Below are 14,871 nucleotides of genomic sequence, written 5' to 3'. Positions count from 1 at the left end.
GTCAAGGCCGGCCTCACCAAGTAACCGGCCCCCGCACGGCCCACCGCCCCGCCACCCACACCCCGGGAGGCGGGGCACAGGCATGCCCGGAACCGACCGCCCGAGAACGGTCAGCGGGCCGTGAAGACCGATTCGCCGAACTCCGCGACGACGGTGAAGCCGAGGCGCCGGTAGAGCTCCAGTGCCGTGGTGTTGTCGGCCCGGACGTTGAGTCCGATGTGGTCGACGCTGCGTGCCAGCTGCCGGCAGAGCGCGGCGACGCAGGCGGCCGCCGCGCCGCGGCCCCGCAGGGCGGGATGTGTGGTGACGTTGCCGATGGCCGCCACCCGCTGGGCGGGGGAGTGGACGTGGACGCCGGCGACGGCGATCAGCCGGCCGTCGTGCCGGGCACCGACGTACTGGCCGGTGGCGAGCATCCGCTCGTCGAACCAGTTGCCGGGGTAGCTCTCCTCGAACAGGGCGGTGAGCTCGGGAAGGTCGTCGGCCCGCAGTGGCACGGGGGCCCATGCGCCGTCCGGGTGCGCGTCGACACGCTCCGGGTCGGTGAGCGCCATCCTGAGCAGGACCGCGTGGTGCTCCGTCGCGTAGAACGGGTCGAGGATCTTCTCCGCGCCGCCGCTCAGGTGCCCGAAGAAGCGCCGGGGCAGCATCGGCAGCAGTGCCCGGAGGAGGTCTTCCAGTTCGGCCGCCCCGTCGGTGCGGGCGAAGGCGAGCAGGGTCGGGATGTCCCCGACCCCGTAGAGCAGCGCGGCCGGGCCGTCGTCCGTCAGCGTGTACCAGCTGGTGTGCGGCCACAGGAGGTCGTCGAGGTCGCCGAGTTCGAAGAGGTGGAGTTCCGGGTCGCGGTGGAACCGCGCGGCGAGGACGGATCGGTCGTGGAGGCTGAGCAGGGGCATCGGCTCAGCGTACGGCGGTGCCCGCCACCCCGGTTCGTGGGGGTGGCGGGCACCGCCGGCCGGGCGCGGGGCGCCGGACTGTCGGTGTCAGGCGCCGAGCGTCCACTTCTGGTTGCCGCCGCCCGTGCAGGTCCAGAGCTGGACCGGGGTGCTGTCCGCCGCGTTGTTGCCGGTCACGTCCAGGCACTTGTTCGCGTTCAGGTTGACCACGTCGTGGGTGGCCGTGTTGTACGTCCAGCGCTGGGCGCCGGTGCCGTTGCAGTCCCACAGCTGGACCCGCGTCCCGTCGGCGGTGCCGCTGCCCGAGGCGTCGAGGCACTTGCCGAGTGCCCGGATCGACCCGTCGGTGCCCACCGTCCAGCGCTGTGCGCCGGTCCCGTTGCAGCCGTACAGCTGGACCTGGGTCCCGTTGGCGGTGCCGGCGGCGGCCACGTCGAGGCACTTGCCGGCCAGACCGGTGAGGGCGCCGGTGCTGCCGCCACCTGTGGAGGTGGTGACCCGGACGTAGTCGACGACCAGCTGCTGCGGAAAGGCGGTGGAGCCGTCGGGGTCGCCCGGCCAGTAGCCGCCGACCGCGAGGTTGAGGATCAGGAAGAACGGCTTGTTGAACGCCCAGCTCCGGCCGCCGAGGTCGGCGGGGGTGCGGCGCTGGTAGACCGCGCCGTCCACGGACCAGGTGATGGAGTCCGGTGCCCAGTCGACCGCGAAGGTGTGGAAGGCGTCGGCGAACGCCTGCCCGCCGGGCAGGGTGTACCCGGCGCCGATGCCACCGCTCCCGGAGTAGCCGGGGCCGTGGATGGTGCCGTGGACCGTGCCGGGTTCGAAACCGACGTTCTCCATCACGTCGATCTCGCCGCTGTTCGGCCAGCCGACCTGGCCGATGTCGTTGCCGAGCATCCAGAACGCCGGCCACATGCCCTGGCCGCGCGGGATCTTCATCCGGGTCTCGACGTGGCCGTACGCCTGGGTGAACCGGCCGGAGGTGTTGAGCCGCGCCGAGGTGTACTGGCAGGTGCCGTACCAGCACTGGTAGTTGGCCGGGTTCTCGCGGCGCGCGGTGATCACCAGGTGGCCCTGGCCGTCCAGTGCGGCGTTGCGGTTGCCCGCGGTGTAGTACTGCCGCTCGTGGTTGTTGACGTTGTCGCCGGTCTCCACCTGCCAGCGGCCGCCGTCCACGGCGGATCCGGCGGCGCCGTCGAAGTTGTCCTCGAAGTTGGTCGCCTGGATGCCGAGTTGGTCCTGAGCGGCCAGGCCGGCTCCCTGCGCCTGCCGGGCCTGGGGGCCCGCCGAGGCGGTGGCCGCCGGGGCGGGTGTCGAGCCGAGTGCGGTGACCAGGCCGGCGACCACAAGAACTGTGGCCCAGATCGGTCGTCGACGTGTTCCTGCGAGCATGGGTGATCGCCTCGATCCGTGCGGGTGGGTACGCCAACCAGCAGGTGGCAATGGGGGATTGAAGGTCGGGCCGGGCTGGCCGGGATTCGCGGCCGGTCCAGACCTTTCTTCAGGAAGTGAACTCTGATGACGAATCCCTGTCAATGTTCTGGACAGGGAGTGCATACAGAGGTCGGTCAAGCTCCACTTCCTGAACCCGGTGGTGCCCCGGCCCGGCCGCGCCGGCCGTCGCCACCCTCCGTCAGAAGGCCGGACCCGGGCACCCCGTGGGCCGATGATCGGCCCGGTGGCCCATCCACACCACGATGTCGCACACCCGCAGCGCGCTCACCGTGCCGGGCAGGGCCGCGGCGGTGCGCAGGTCGAGGAGGTGTCGGTGCAGGGCCCGGCCGTCGGCGGCGAGCGCGTCCCGCAGCGACAGCCAGAACGACGCCGGCCGGCCGACGGCGCAGCGCACCACCCGGTCGTAGACGGGCAGCAGGCGGGGGCGCTTGCGGGCGAGCAGCTTGCCGGCGGTCACCCCACCGCCGGCCAGGTGCTCGAACCGGGCACCGGTGAACCCGTTCCCCCCGATCCCGGCGTAGCGCCGCAGGTCGGCCACCGCCCCGGGACGGGACAGCAGGGCCCGCAGCCGTTCGCCGAAGGGGGTCGCGGACGGGTCCGGGATCGCCACGCTCCGTACCGTACCAGCCCTCGTCCACAGGGCAGTTGGCGTTCCGGCAGGAGCCGTCGGGCGGCGACGTTCCACGAACCGGTCCGGCAGATGGTGCAGTGGGGCATCCGGGGGGACACCGCCCACTCCCGAGATGCGCACCAGCTGGTCGCGGCGCGGACGGTCGCGGGAACTGGTCGGGTTGGCCGCCCCCCCGCACTGGAGCCCACCCCCGCACTGGAGCCCGCCGGCACGCCGTTCCGCGGGGGGTCGAAGGGGTGGTGGCAGGATGGCCGCCATGGCGAACACCACCGGCGCGACACCGGGCCCCGACGTGGACGCGGCGCGGACGGTCCACACGATCACGGTCACGCTGACCGGCTCCGAGCCACCGATCTGGCGCCGTCTGGAGGTTCCTTCGTCGAGCACCCTGCGCGAGCTGCACGAGGTGCTCCAGGCGGCGGTCGGCTGGGAGGACCACCACCTGTGGGTCTTCGACACCCCGCTCGGCCGCTTCGGCGCCGCCGACCGGGAGCTGGGGATCCGGGACGCCGCCGGTACGAGACTCGGCCGGGTCGCGCAACGACCCGGCGACCGGATCCGCTACACGTACGACTTCGGCGCCGACTGGCACCACGACGTCGCGGTCGAGGCGGTCGGGGAGGCCGAGCCGGGTGTGGCGTACCCCCGGTGCGTCGACGGTGCCCGGGCCTGCCCGCCGGAGGACTGCGGTGGCATCGAGGCCTACCGGTACCTCGTGGAGGTGCTGGCCGACCCCGCGCACGACGAGCACGACGAGCAACTGGAGTGGCTCGGCCTGGACGCGGCGCAGGACTTCGACCCCGCGGCGTTCGAACCCGCCGCCGCGGACCGGGCGCTGGCCGGCCGTGCGCGCGTCCTGACCGGGAACTGACCGCGCGCCACGCGCCACCGCATCGGCCGCCCCCGCCCGGGCGCCGCCCCACCCGCCCGGCGCCGAACGGGCGAACTCTCCTGCGTCCGGCCCGCATCCAGCTGTCGGCCGCCCCGCCGGTCCCTAGTCTGCCAATCGGCGCCGCGGGTGGTGCCGGCGCAGCGGTGCGCGAGGGCGGCGTGGCGAGAGGGCGACACGTGGGACGAGGAATGCGAGTCGTTCGAGGGGACCGGTCCCGGCGATGGTGACGATCGCGATCGCCGCTCTGGGACTCCTGGGGCCGGGCGCCGCGGACCCGTCCACACCCGCCCCGGCCGCCGCCGGGCCCGCTGTGGACCGTCACACGCCGGTGGTGATGTCGGTGATGTCTTCGCCGAGTTGGTTCAGGGGCACCGACGGCTGCTTCCACCTGCTCTACGAGCTGCAGTTGACCAACGGCTGCGCGCGGCCCGTCACCGTCACCTCGGTCAGCGTCCAGGATGTGGACCGCGGGCGCACGGTCGAGGAGCTGGACGGGGTCCGACTGGCGGAGTCGATGTCGCTGATGTCCCTTCCGGCCGAGCCGACGACGACCCTCCCGGGCTCGGCGACCGGCGTCGTCTGGTTCGACGTCGGATTTCGCGACCGGCCGGGGATCCCGGCCCGGATCAGCCACACCCTGACCGTCACCGTGCCACCGGTCGCGCCGACCGCGACCGCGACCGCGGCCGCGACCTCGGTCACCGACTCCGGCGCCGGCGCGGCGGTGGACACCCGCCCGCCGGTCGAGCTGGGCCCGCCGCTGCTCGGCCCGGGCTGGATCGCGGTCGGGAGCTGCTACGACGGCCCGCACCGGAGGTCGATCCAGCCGGTGAACGGGCGGCTGCGGCTCGGTCGGCGCTTCGCCGTCGACTGGTACCCGGCCGACCGGTACGCCGCCGACCGGTACGGGAACGCCGCCCGGTACCGCCGGCTCCTCGGTGACCCGGGCGCTGACCGCGTCCGCGTCGCCCCCGGCGTACCCGCCGTCGCGGTGGCGGAGGCCACGGTGGCCGCCGCGGAGGCCGGCGGCGACGTCGTGCTGCTGGACCTCGGCGACGGCCGCTTCGCGGGCTACGCCCACCTGGCGCCGGGCAGCGTGCGGGTGCGGCCCGGCGACCGGGTGCGCCGGGGCCAGGTGATCGGTGACCTGGCCGGCGCGAGCGGTTCGCGCGGGCCGCACCTGCACTTCCAGGTGATGGACCGGCCCTCGCTGGACGACTCCGACGGTCTGCCCTTCGTGGTCGACGCCTTCCGGATGACCGGCCGTGGTCCGCGCCACGGCGAACTGCCCCTCGCCCGTGACCTGGTGGACTTCCCCGGCGCCGGGAGCCGGTCCGGCTGACCGTCCCCTCCGGCGGCGTACTGGCCCAACTCTGCTGCCGTGAGCGTGCTTTGACACACTCTGCGGCTTTCGTGACCTGGTGCGGGCGCCCGCTACGCGATGGTCATGAACAATTCACATCCTGGGGTCTACTCGCATAGACCGCAGGGCGGGATTCTGGTGCGGCACCCTCCCCCACCGTCCCCCCTGCCACAGGAGTGTCTCCGCCATGCCCCGATCCGTCATGCCCCGATCCGCTGCGTCCCGCCTCGCCCTGCCCCGACTGGCCCGCCGCCTCGCCACCGCTGTCACGACCTGCGCCCTCGCCGCCGGGCTGCTGACCGCCACCACCGGCACCGCCCAGGCCGCGCTGCCCACCCCCGTCTCGGCGGCCACCGCCCGCAGCTACCTCGCCTCCCTGACGGTCGCCGTGGAGAACCGCACCGGCTACAACCGTGACCTCTTCAACCACTGGATCACCATCTCCGGGGCCTGCAACACCCGTGAGTGGATCCTCAAGCGCGACGGTTCCAACGTCGTCACCAACTCCTCCTGTGCGGCCACCTCCGGCACCTGGTTCTCGCCGTACGACGGCGCCACCTGGACGAACGCAGCCGACCTGGACATCGACCACCTGGTCCCGCTGGCCGAGGCCTGGGGCTCCGGCGCCTCGGGCTGGACCAGCACCAAGCGCGAGCAGTTCGCCAACGACATCACGCGTCCCCAGCTGATCGCCGTCACCGACAATGTCAACCAGGCCAAGGGCGACCAGGACCCGGCGACCTGGCTGCCCTCGGTGGTGAGCTACCGCTGCACGTACGTGCGTGCCTGGGTGCAGGTCAAGTACTACTACGGCCTGAGCGTCGACACCGCCGAGAAGAACGCCCTGACCAGCGTCCTCAACGGCTGCTGACCACGCCACCCCGCCCGGACGCCGTCCCCGCCCCCGGCCGCCGTTCCCGCCCCGGACGCCGTCCGGGGCGGAGCCGGGTCTCAGCTTGGTGTCTGACCTCCGCCTGTACTGATTGTCGGTGAGCCCTGCTGTCTGTGGCAGCTGTCCCGTGTCACGCCTCGGTGTCGCTGTCTCCGTCTGCTGCGGGGCTTCGTTCACTTCGAGTGCCAGGCTGTGACGGTGAAGGCCTTCGGGGCGGACACCGGCCGGAGCGCGAACGCGGCCCTGCACCTACGAGATGACCTCGGTAACGGCTCCGTTCGCGACAATTCCCGGGCCGTGCTGGAACGAGAAGCGCAGGCCCTTCACCAGGACGATCCCGCGGTCCAGAGTGGCAGTCAGGTCGGTGCTCTCGCCGGGCGTTGCCCTTTCCATCCCGTCCGGCAGCTTGATGGATCCGTCGATGATGTCTTCGCGAATGACGAACTTGGGCCGATATCCCGTGGTGATGGAGACGTCGCGGCCGCCTTCGTCCGCGCTCAGCACGTAGACGTCGGCCTTGAAGGTGGTGCGTGCGGTGAAGCTCCCCGGCTTGGCCAGGACCTGACCCGCTCCCACGTCCTTGGCGCCGACGTCGCGCAGCAGCACGGCCACGGCCTTCCCGTCCTCTTTCTCCTCTGCCGTACGGTCCACCTCGACGCCCGCGCACTTGACCGAAAGGGACTTGCCGGCGCCGACGATCTCGACGTCGTCCCCCGCTTTGATGCTGCCGCGTTCGATGCGGCCCAACAGAACGATCCCGCCCCCCCCGGGAGAGCATTGACGTTCACGATGGACATCAGGAACGGCTCGTCGACCGCTGCCTCGGCTGTCTCGTCTGACATACGTGACTTCTCCTCGTGTGGGCGGTCCGTGCAGGCTGTCGACGGAATGGACGGCAGCACTGGGTCGCGGGAGTTGCGGAACGCATACTCATTCCCTCGCCGATCCTGACGGCCAGTCAGTTCTGCGGGAATCCAACAATATTGCCTTGCGACGGACCGGGTCGACAGAAACTCCGACCAGCGTTCGTGTACAGAAGCAGATCGACGGCAGCCGAACCCGAGACACGCGACGGCAGACCCACCCGAGCGACACCGGGATGTGAGACCGCGTTTGAGATCTGCCGTGTCCCGTTGCTGAGGCGTTCGTTGAGCTCACCGTGAGCGGTGTTGGGGTGGGTATCCGTCGGACCTGACGGATGAACAGTGGGCGCTGGTGGAGCCGTTGCTCCCGCCGGCGAGGGTGGGACCGAAGGGCTGGCGTCGAGAAAGCATCCGCGGCGGCGGATCGTGGACGCGATCTTCTGCGTGGTGCGGACCGGGTGTGCCTGGCGCCAACTGCCGAAGGACTTCGCGCCCTGGCCGACGGTGTACTGGTACTTCGCTTGGTGGCACGACGACGGCACCGTTGAACGCATCCACGACGCCCTGCGCGGCAAGGTCCGTGAAGCTGACGGCCGCGACGTGGAGCCGAGTGCGGGCCTGATCGACTCGCAGTCCGTCCGCACCGCCGACACTGTGGGCCGCCACAATCCTCGACCGCGACCCTGACCAGCGCGGCTTCCAGGTTCAGCCCAAGCGGTGGGCGGTAGAGCGCACCTTCTCGTGGCTCACCGCCCACCGGCGTCTCGCCCGAGACCACGAGACCAGTCCGGCCCGCTCCGAGACGATGATCCGCTGGGCCATGATCGTGATCGGCATCAAGGTCCGCCGCGCGCGAGGCCATCCGGCAACACGCTCCGGTCCACGGCCGCTTACAAGCGTAACCACCTGACGCGCCCACCTGACGGTTCTGATTGGATGCCGACATGAGCACAGGCACTCACGGGGAATCCGGTCTGACGAAGAGCACTTGGAGCGACGCGGACTTCGACGCGATGGGATGGCACGACGTAACCATCCACGGACTCTGCGTGCAACCAGGCGCATCGGACGACTCCCTGCCACGCCTGCTGCTGGACATCGACTACATCGTTCGTTGGGTGCATCCGGTCGCGCCGGAGACGCACTTCAGCTTCTGGATCGCGCCGTCCACGCTCGTGTTCGAGGATGTCTGGGATATCGAGGGCGACTTCGACTTCAAGGGGATGGCCTTGAGTCTCGACATCGATCACCTGCATCGCTCGACCCCAGAGGACAGTCGTGGCGGTCCGCAGTGGCACATCGAAGGGCACTTCTTCGAGCTCAAGTTCCGGGCTACGGGATTCCACCAGTACCTACGGCAGGCGCCACAGCACTCGCAGCGGCTTGTCCTCCAACACGGCCAGCGTGGGGGGCTCTCCTTCGCGGAGACCGCCTTCGCCTGAGGCCCGCTCGGCTCGCTTACCCGTCCGGCGGTGAGATCTCAAGCGCGGTCTGAGATCAGTCGGCTTGCCTGGTCTCAGCTTGGCGTTCACCGCTGCTGCGCCTTGTGTTCCTTGATCGATTCGGCGCGTTCGACGCTCTTGCCGACGTTGTGGCATCTGGCCCGGTGCTTGTTCTTCGTGCCGGGAGGCCGTCCCGGCCTCGGTCGGGACGGGTTCGGCGCGGTTGCCGGACAGGCCGTGGTCGCGCGGACGTTGCGAACCCCGCCGCATTCGGGTGGGGGTGAGGTGCCTTGGCTCGATGGCGCGGGCACGTCGACGGGGGCGTTTACGCAGCGGCCGTTCTCTCGTGCTTCGTTACTCGGCATCTCGAAGGGTGGAGAACGGCCGCGGCACATGTCCCCCAGATCCAGCGGATCTCAGCAGGGCGAATGACCTGCGGGGACAAACGCCAAGCTCAGACGGTGGCCTGGTACTTCCAGAAGTCCCGCATCACCGTGGGCGGGGTCGGCCCCGTCATCTCCAGCTGGGTGAGCAGGATCGCGACCGTGCCGGTGGATGGCGTGACGTGGGCCGCCGTCCCGGTGCCGCCCACCCAGCCGTAGCGCCCCGGGACGTTCCAGGGGTCGGTGGCGACGATGTCGACCGAACCGCCGAATCCCCAGCCCTGGCCCTCCAGGAACATCCGGCCGGCCTCCCGCTGGGCGCCGGTCAGGTGATCGGTGGTCATCTGTCGTACGGCGGCGGAGGACAGCAGCCGCCGGCCGTCCAGGCTGCCGCCGCCGAGCAGCAGCCGGGCGAAGAGGTGGTAGTCGTCGACGGTGGAGACCAGGCCGCCCGCACCGGACGGGAAGGCGGGCGGGCTGCTCCACTGCCCGTCGGGCGCGTCGACCAGCTCCAGCCCGTGCGCCGGCCGCTTGCGGTAGCAGGAGGTGAGCCGGTCGCGCTTGCCGGTCGGGACGTCGAACCCGGTGTCGGCCATGCCGAGGGGTTCGAAGACCCGCTCGGCGAGGAAGTCGGGCAGCGTGCTGCCCGACACCCGGGAGATCAGCACGCCCTGGATGTCGGAGCAGGTGTTGTACAGCCAGAACTCGCCCGGCTGGTGCAGCAGCGGGATCCGGGACAGCGCGGCCATCCACGCGTCCGGCGCGGGGACGGCCTGCGGCTGCGGCGGCCCCTGCTTCAGCTCGCCGAACAGCAGGCCGACCGCGGGCAGCGAGAAGTCGTCCGGGAAGCCGTACCCCGCGCGGGAGGTCAGCAGGTCCTCCACCGTGATCGGGCGGGCGGCCGGGACCACGTCGTCGACCGGGCTCGCCGGCGTGCGGACGACGACCGGGGAGGCGAGCTCCGGCAGCCACCGCTCGACCGGGTCGTCCAGGGCGATCCGGCCGTCCTCGACCAGCATCATCACCGCTGCGGCGACGACCGGTTTGGTGAGCGAGGCGATCCGGAAGATCGACTCGCGGGCCATCGGTGTGCCGCCCTCGGTGTCGACGGACCCGGCGACCGTCACCTCCAGGTGATCGCCGCGGGCGATCAGGGCTACCGCTCCCGGGATCTGACCGCTGCCGATGTGCGGCTCCAGGGCGGCGTGCAGGTTGGTCATCGGATCCACCTTCTCGATCGGGAGTCCGGCCCGGTGTCCGCACGAAGGTACTCGTCCGGTGCGGGCGACCGGGCGACGGCACGCCGGTCGAAGGTGCCGGCCCGGCACCTCCCGCGGTTCGGGAGGTGCCGGGCCGGCGTCGGACCGCGGGCGCGGTGGCGGGCTACTGGTCGGAGTAGCTGAGGTCGCCGACCGTCCAGCTGCTGATGTCCTCGATGGCGATGCGGTACATGCCGCCGGTGTGCGGCAGCGCGTAGCTCCCCTGGAGGATCCGGGAGAGGTGCAGGTGCAGGTGGGTGGGTGGTTCGGTCCGTCCGGTGGCGCCGTCCGTGGTGGCGAACAGGGAGGAGAACGGTTTGAGGTGCTCGGAGGCTTGGAGGACTTCGGCGACGCGTTCGCGCCACAGGCTCTCCGGCGCGAGCCGGCCGGTGATGACGGCGCCGGGGACGACCACGGTGAGAGGCATCTGGTTGCTGTGCTCGGACTCCACCGTTGCGGCGATGTCGACGAGCAGCCGATCGGGTTTCGACATGCCGCCAGCGTAGTGCGTCCGGGCGGTCGCCCGTCGGCGGTCCGGGCCCTCCGCCGGGGATCCGCCGCGGTCGGCGGGGCTGCGGAGGGGGTCCCGTGATCACTACGTGTCGGGCCGCGGGGTGGCGGGCCACAGCTCCTTCACCCGGCCGGCGGTGTGGCCGGGTGCCCGCCGGGGATGATCGGTTCGTGACGGAAAGCTGGTGGGGGAACAGGCGGGACGCCCTGCTGGGGCAGGTCTCGGCGGAGCTCCGGTCGTTGGGCGCGGACGCGGTCGACGACCCGGGGGCCGCCGAGCTCGCCGCGCAGGCGGCCGGGCTCGCCGCACGTGCGCCGCTGGACGGCCGGAGCCCGGAGGCCGCCCGCCTGCTCACCGGGGCGGCGGCCGAACTGGAACGGGCCGACCGCTTCCGCGGCACGTTCCTGCCGCAGGTCCTGCGTCATCTGCGGGGCGCGTACGGCCTGCTCGTCCAGGCCGACCGCGGCCCCGACGCCCCCGGCGGCCCGGGTGGTTCCGGCGGCCCCGACGCCTCCGGCGGCCCGGGCGGTCAGCGCCCGGCCGGCGGGTCGGGCGCCTGAGTCCGCGTCATCCGCCGGGCACGGGCGGACCGTTCAGCCGAGCCAGTGCGAGGCGTCGTCGGGTGCGCCGTCCGCCCGGTCCGCCGGACCGTCCGTGTCCGGGTCCGCGTCCGGTCGCTCCAGCAGCGCGATCAGGGCGCCGGCCGCCACGGCCACGGCGGGCCTCAGTTCGTGGGCGGCGTCGAGGGCGCCGCGCGGGTCGTCCGCGTGCCAGCGTTCGAGGGCGAGCGCCGCGAGGTCCCGCACCTCGTTGAGCTTCTCGGCGGCGATCCGGGGTGTCTGGTCGTCAACGTGTTGAGTCACACGTCATGGTGGTCCGCGAGCCCGCCCGTGACCAAGATCATCGGAGTGTCGCGGCGGGCCGCCCGCCTGCCGCCGGTGGCGTGCGGGGCGGATGCCGGTGCGACCGGCGTCGGTTCAGCCGCCGTCCACCAGCAGGCGGTTCTTGGCCGTGGCGAACTCCCCGTCGGTCAGCGCGCCGCGCAGGTGCAGGGCCTCCAGCCGTTCCAGCTCGGCCGCCGGTGCGCCGGTGCGCCGGTGCCGGGTGTGCGGGCGGCCTGCTCCCCGTCCGGGGCGTAGGCCAGCTCGACGGTGGACGGGTCCTCGGGATCGAAGCGGACGGTGACGGGCGAGCCGATCGCCGGCATCCGGTACACCGGGTAGCTGTCGCGGTGGACGGTGGTGTGCTCGACGCCGTCGTGGGCGAACCGGACGGTGACGTCCAGCTCGGGGCAGTCGTTGTAGGTCGCGCCGGTGCCGCTGATCGCGGTGACCAGGCCCGGTGCCTCGCGGCCGAACTCGGCGAGCCGCCAGGCGCGGTCCTGGGCGGCCAGGTCGGCGGCGATCCGGCGGCGCCGGGAGCGCTCGCCGGGGACCAGCAGGACCAGCAGGACCAGCAGGACCAGCAGGACGGCCAGGGAGGCCACGGCGCCGGCCAGCGGGATCTGCCGGCCGGACTCCAGCCCGGCGGCCCATCCCGGCGAGGCCGGTGCCCAGCCAGAGCGGGATCGCCTCACCGGGTGTCAGGGTGGTCCGGGGCGGGTTCCCGGCCGCGGCGAGCATCGTCCCGAGGCCGCCGACGAAGACGAACGGGATGGTCGCCGCCCCGAGCACGGCGAGCCGTCCGGAGTGGCTGAACCCGAGGCCGACCACCCACCACAGCCCGCTGGACATGCCGTACGCGGCGAGCAGGCCGATCGCGCGGAGCGGGGTGAGGCGGGCCGGCGGCGTCCGTTCGGACGGGAGTGCGTTCGGCGCCACGGCGCGATGGTAGCGGCACACCTCTATGGTCTAGACCAACCGTGGGCGTCCCGCCCGTGACGTCCGGCCGAACGGCGGGCGGCCGGGCGGCTGCTCCCGCAACTCCGCTGCGGGGCGGTCGGGTTCAGGCCGGCGGAGCGCCGGTGAGCGCACGGACCAGACCGCCCACCAGGGTGCGGACCAGGCTTCCGTCGGGGTCGCGGTTCGGATTGATCTCGGTGACCACCACACCGGCGAGCTGGGGTGCGGAGGCGAACTCGGTGAGGCAGTCGAGCGCCACGGACAGCGGGAGCCCCTCGTTGAAGTGCGGGAAGTCGCCGAGCGGGAGGTCGACCGAGTCGATCACGTCCACGTCGAAGTGCAGGACGAAGCGCGAGCGGTCGGCGACCAGCGAGTGCCAGGCGGCACGGGCCGTACCGACCGGGTCGGCGCCCGGCGCGGTCACCGTGGTGCACGGGTGGGCCCGCAGCCGGTGCCGGGCGAAGCGGGCCCGGCCGGCGTCGTCGAGCTCGACCGGGTCGTGGCCGAACGCGACCACGCCCTCGGCGGGCAGCAGTGGCACCCGCGGCCCCGCCCCGGCCAGCTCGGGCGCGCCGTCGCCGAACAGGTGGGAGAGCACCATGGTGTCGAGGATGCCGGAACGCGTGGTCTCGGGCACCGACAGGTCCAGGTCGCCGTCGAAGTAGAGCAGTCCGGTGTCGGGCCACCGGGCGACGAAGGCGCTCACCACGCCGAGGGTGATGGTGCAGTCGCCGCCGATCACCAGGGGCAGCGCGCCGCCGTCCAGCAGGGTGCCGACCCGGTCCGCGACCGAGCGGACGACCTCGACGACCCGGTCGAGGTTCTGCCGGTCACGGTGGTCCGGGTCGGTCCGGAACGGCACCACGGGCAGGTTCCCGTGGTCGCGGACGGTGATCCCGGCCGCGGCGAGCGACTCCAGCAGGCCGGCGGCGCGGACGGCGTCCGGCGCCTTCTCCTGGCCGGGTCCGTGCGTCCCGGCGCAGGACGGGACACCCAGCAGGGCGAGTTCTCGAACCATGGGGCCGCCCCCTCTCGGGCCCGCCGGGGAGGGCGGGTGGAAGTGGTTCCACGGCCGATCCTAGGCCGCATCCCGCCGCTCCTCGCGGGGAGCGGCCGGCTCAGCGCCCGCGGGCCAGGTGGGTCAGCCGGTGCCAGTTGCGCAGCACGCCGGACGGCGCGCTGCCCGGCCGGTCGCGCGGGACGCGTACCCGCAGCGCGCCCGGCCGTACGGTGCAGCGGACCGGGACCGGCAGCACCAGCGACTCGCCGTCCACGGCCACCGGGATCTCCCGGCTGTCGGAGATGACCACCACCTCCGTGGCGGTGAGCTCGGTGATGCCCGCCGACTGACCGCCCAGCGCCACCGCCGCCGCCTGGACCGCCCCCTCCACCCGCAGCCCGAGGACGCCGAGCCGCCCGCTGTCCAGCCGCGGCCGCCGGCCGGCGGCGAGCCGGTCACGGGTGTCGTACGGGTTGTTGCTGACCAGCAGTGCCTGGGGCGCGGTGAGCCGGACGTCGTCCGCGTCCACGACGAGCCGGGCGCCGCTCTGCCCGGCCAGCAGCTCGGGGAGCGCGTCGAGGGCGGTGCCGGCCTTGGCGTCGCGGTAGGCCGGGCTCTGCACGATCTCGGCGTACGCGCCGAAGGACACGGTGTTGACGAAGGCCCGGCCGGCGACCATCCCCAGGTCGACCCGGATCTCCACGCCCTGGACCAGCGCCTCCAGGCAACTGGCCGGGTCCGTGCGGTCGAGCCCGAGATCCATCGCGAAGTGGTTGCGCGTCCCGGCGGAGATCACCAGGAACGGCAGGTCGTGCTCGGCGGCCACCTCGGCCACCAGCGCCTGGGTGCCGTCGCCGCCCGCGACGCCGAGCAGGTCGGCGCCGCCGGCGACGGCCCGTCGGGCGATCGCGGCGACGTCCGAGGTCACGGTGGGATCGAGCAGGACGACCTCCGCGCCCAGCGCCTCGGCCCTGGCCTTGAGGTCGAACCGCTCGACCTTGCCCCCGCCGGAGCGCGGATTCATGATCAGTACGGCCCGCTCCGGCGGCGGGCTGACCCGGGCCAGCATCTCGGAGACCGGCCGGGTCCGCCGCAGCGCCCCGTCCGCGCAGACCAGCGCCGCTCCCCACAGCACCAGTGCGCCGGAGGCGGGCGCCCACAGGCCGCTGCGGACGTAGTAGGCCAGCACCGACCCCAGCGCGACCAGCGCGAGCGCCGCGCCCAGCAGCCGGCGGACCCCCCGGTGGGCGAGCGTCCACCAGGCCCCGGCGGCGGCCCCGGCCAGCCCGGCCAGGGTGGCGAGCACCAGGCTCACCCCGCGCAGGCCCAGCATCACCAGCACCACGAGCAACGCCACGAACGCGCAGCCGAGCGCGACCCTGGCCAGCAGCCGCGCCCTGCCGGCCGCCTCCTTGGGCCCGACCATCCCCGACTCCCTCACTG

At 72.8% G+C, this 14,871-nt stretch carries 15 protein-coding genes and 1 pseudogene; 6 read left to right on the top strand and 10 right to left on the bottom strand.

What is annotated here, in order from left to right:
- Positions 1-110 precede the first annotated feature (110 nt).
- The 3 genes from ACIOFR_RS38725 to ACIOFR_RS38715 form a co-directional block, all read right to left on the bottom strand.
- Positions 111-896, bottom strand: coding sequence for a GNAT family N-acetyltransferase (locus ACIOFR_RS38725; RefSeq protein ID WP_401004990.1), 786 nt, complete (start codon positions 894-896; stop codon positions 111-113).
- Positions 897-983: 87 nt separating this feature from the next.
- Positions 984-2,288: a ricin-type beta-trefoil lectin domain protein gene (locus tag ACIOFR_RS38720; RefSeq protein WP_401004989.1), complete on the bottom strand. Its 1,305-nt coding sequence runs from the start codon at positions 2,286-2,288 to the stop codon at positions 984-986.
- A gap of 241 nt (positions 2,289-2,529) precedes the next feature.
- Positions 2,530-2,961, bottom strand: a complete 432-nt coding sequence (locus ACIOFR_RS38715) for a DUF6308 family protein (protein WP_401004987.1) — start codon at positions 2,959-2,961, stop codon at positions 2,530-2,532.
- Positions 2,962-3,238: 277 nt separating this feature from the next.
- On the opposite strand from ACIOFR_RS38715, the gene ACIOFR_RS38710 reads away from it, so the two are divergent.
- The 3 genes from ACIOFR_RS38710 (at position 3,239) to ACIOFR_RS38700 (ending at position 6,108) form a co-directional block, all read left to right on the top strand.
- Entirely contained in the window at positions 3,239-3,853 is a 615-nt protein-coding gene (locus ACIOFR_RS38710; RefSeq protein WP_401004985.1) for a plasmid pRiA4b ORF-3 family protein, read from the top strand.
- Between the two features lie 364 nt (positions 3,854-4,217).
- Positions 4,218-5,216 (top strand): M23 family metallopeptidase, encoded by a 999-nt coding sequence (locus ACIOFR_RS38705; RefSeq protein WP_401004983.1) that lies wholly within the window; start codon positions 4,218-4,220, stop codon positions 5,214-5,216.
- 208 nt (positions 5,217-5,424) lie between these two features.
- Positions 5,425-6,108 carry an HNH endonuclease family protein gene (locus ACIOFR_RS38700; protein WP_401004982.1) on the top strand — a complete coding sequence of 228 codons (684 nt, stop codon included), beginning with the start codon at positions 5,425-5,427 and terminating at the stop codon, positions 6,106-6,108.
- 270 nt (positions 6,109-6,378) lie between these two features.
- Here the strand turns inward: ACIOFR_RS38700 and ACIOFR_RS38695 are convergent, their stop codons facing one another.
- A complete protein-coding gene (locus ACIOFR_RS38695; protein WP_401004980.1) occupies positions 6,379-6,876 on the bottom strand; it encodes an EF-Tu/IF-2/RF-3 family GTPase in 498 nt (165 codons plus the stop codon).
- 444 nt (positions 6,877-7,320) lie between these two features.
- Between ACIOFR_RS38695 and ACIOFR_RS38690 the strand changes: the two are divergent.
- Positions 7,321-7,902 (top strand): annotated as a pseudogene (locus ACIOFR_RS38690) (transposase).
- A 34-nt stretch (positions 7,903-7,936) separates the two neighbouring features.
- Positions 7,937-8,434, top strand: coding sequence for a hypothetical protein (locus ACIOFR_RS38685; protein WP_401004979.1), 498 nt, complete (start codon positions 7,937-7,939; stop codon positions 8,432-8,434).
- A 454-nt stretch (positions 8,435-8,888) separates the two neighbouring features.
- Here ACIOFR_RS38685 and ACIOFR_RS38680 read toward each other — a convergent pair whose 3' ends face one another.
- Both ACIOFR_RS38680 and ACIOFR_RS38675 read right to left on the bottom strand, forming a co-directional pair.
- Entirely contained in the window at positions 8,889-10,037 is a 1,149-nt protein-coding gene (locus ACIOFR_RS38680) for a serine hydrolase domain-containing protein (protein ID WP_401004978.1), read from the bottom strand.
- A 163-nt stretch (positions 10,038-10,200) separates the two neighbouring features.
- Positions 10,201-10,569, bottom strand: a complete 369-nt coding sequence (locus ACIOFR_RS38675) for a hypothetical protein (RefSeq protein WP_401004976.1) — start codon at positions 10,567-10,569, stop codon at positions 10,201-10,203.
- Positions 10,570-10,757: 188 nt separating this feature from the next.
- Between ACIOFR_RS38675 and ACIOFR_RS38670 the strand changes: the two genes are divergently transcribed.
- The gene (locus ACIOFR_RS38670; protein WP_401004974.1) at positions 10,758-11,147 is read left to right on the top strand and encodes a hypothetical protein; all 390 of its coding nucleotides are present in this window, start codon (positions 10,758-10,760) and stop codon (positions 11,145-11,147) included.
- 33 nt (positions 11,148-11,180) lie between these two features.
- Here ACIOFR_RS38670 and ACIOFR_RS38665 read toward each other — a convergent pair whose 3' ends face one another.
- From ACIOFR_RS38665 to ACIOFR_RS38650, 4 genes are all read right to left on the bottom strand, one after another.
- Positions 11,181-11,450: a hypothetical protein gene (locus tag ACIOFR_RS38665; protein ID WP_401004972.1), complete on the bottom strand. Its 270-nt coding sequence runs from the start codon at positions 11,448-11,450 to the stop codon at positions 11,181-11,183.
- Positions 11,451-11,617: 167 nt separating this feature from the next.
- Positions 11,618-12,163, bottom strand: coding sequence for a DUF3592 domain-containing protein (locus ACIOFR_RS38660; protein ID WP_401004970.1), 546 nt, complete (start codon positions 12,161-12,163; stop codon positions 11,618-11,620).
- Between the two features lie 368 nt (positions 12,164-12,531).
- The gene (locus ACIOFR_RS38655) at positions 12,532-13,446 is read right to left on the bottom strand and encodes an arginase family protein (protein ID WP_401004968.1); all 915 of its coding nucleotides are present in this window, start codon (positions 13,444-13,446) and stop codon (positions 12,532-12,534) included.
- A gap of 100 nt (positions 13,447-13,546) precedes the next feature.
- The gene (locus ACIOFR_RS38650; protein WP_401004966.1) at positions 13,547-14,854 is read right to left on the bottom strand and encodes a diacylglycerol/lipid kinase family protein; all 1,308 of its coding nucleotides are present in this window, start codon (positions 14,852-14,854) and stop codon (positions 13,547-13,549) included.
- Positions 14,855-14,871: the final 17 nt, after the last annotated feature.

Source organism: Kitasatospora sp. NPDC088346 (assembly GCF_044740765.1).
GTDB lineage: Bacteria > Actinomycetota > Actinomycetes > Streptomycetales > Streptomycetaceae > Kitasatospora.
The sequence above is the reverse complement of the archived record's forward strand: the minus strand, read 5'-3'. Positions and strand labels throughout refer to the sequence as shown.

What these genes read in the sequence shown, in the direction of transcription:
- ACIOFR_RS38725 (WP_401004990.1), bottom strand. Translation starts at nt 896, where the DNA reads ATGCCCCTGCTCAGCCTCCACGACCGATCCGTCCTCGCCGCGCGGTTC.
- ACIOFR_RS38720 (WP_401004989.1), bottom strand. Translation starts at nt 2,288, where the DNA reads ATGCTCGCAGGAACACGTCGACGACCGATCTGGGCCACAGTTCTTGTG.
- ACIOFR_RS38710 (WP_401004985.1), top strand. Translation starts at nt 3,239, where the DNA reads ATGGCGAACACCACCGGCGCGACACCGGGCCCCGACGTGGACGCGGCG.
- ACIOFR_RS38705 (WP_401004983.1), top strand. Translation starts at nt 4,218, where the DNA reads ATGTCTTCGCCGAGTTGGTTCAGGGGCACCGACGGCTGCTTCCACCTG.
- ACIOFR_RS38700 (WP_401004982.1), top strand. Translation starts at nt 5,425, where the DNA reads ATGCCCCGATCCGTCATGCCCCGATCCGCTGCGTCCCGCCTCGCCCTG.
- ACIOFR_RS38685 (WP_401004979.1), top strand. Translation starts at nt 7,937, where the DNA reads ATGAGCACAGGCACTCACGGGGAATCCGGTCTGACGAAGAGCACTTGG.
- ACIOFR_RS38680 (WP_401004978.1), bottom strand. Translation starts at nt 10,037, where the DNA reads ATGACCAACCTGCACGCCGCCCTGGAGCCGCACATCGGCAGCGGTCAG.
- ACIOFR_RS38675 (WP_401004976.1), bottom strand. Translation starts at nt 10,569, where the DNA reads ATGTCGAAACCCGATCGGCTGCTCGTCGACATCGCCGCAACGGTGGAG.
- ACIOFR_RS38655 (WP_401004968.1), bottom strand. Translation starts at nt 13,446, where the DNA reads ATGGTTCGAGAACTCGCCCTGCTGGGTGTCCCGTCCTGCGCCGGGACG.
- ACIOFR_RS38650 (WP_401004966.1), bottom strand. Translation starts at nt 14,854, where the DNA reads ATGGTCGGGCCCAAGGAGGCGGCCGGCAGGGCGCGGCTGCTGGCCAGG.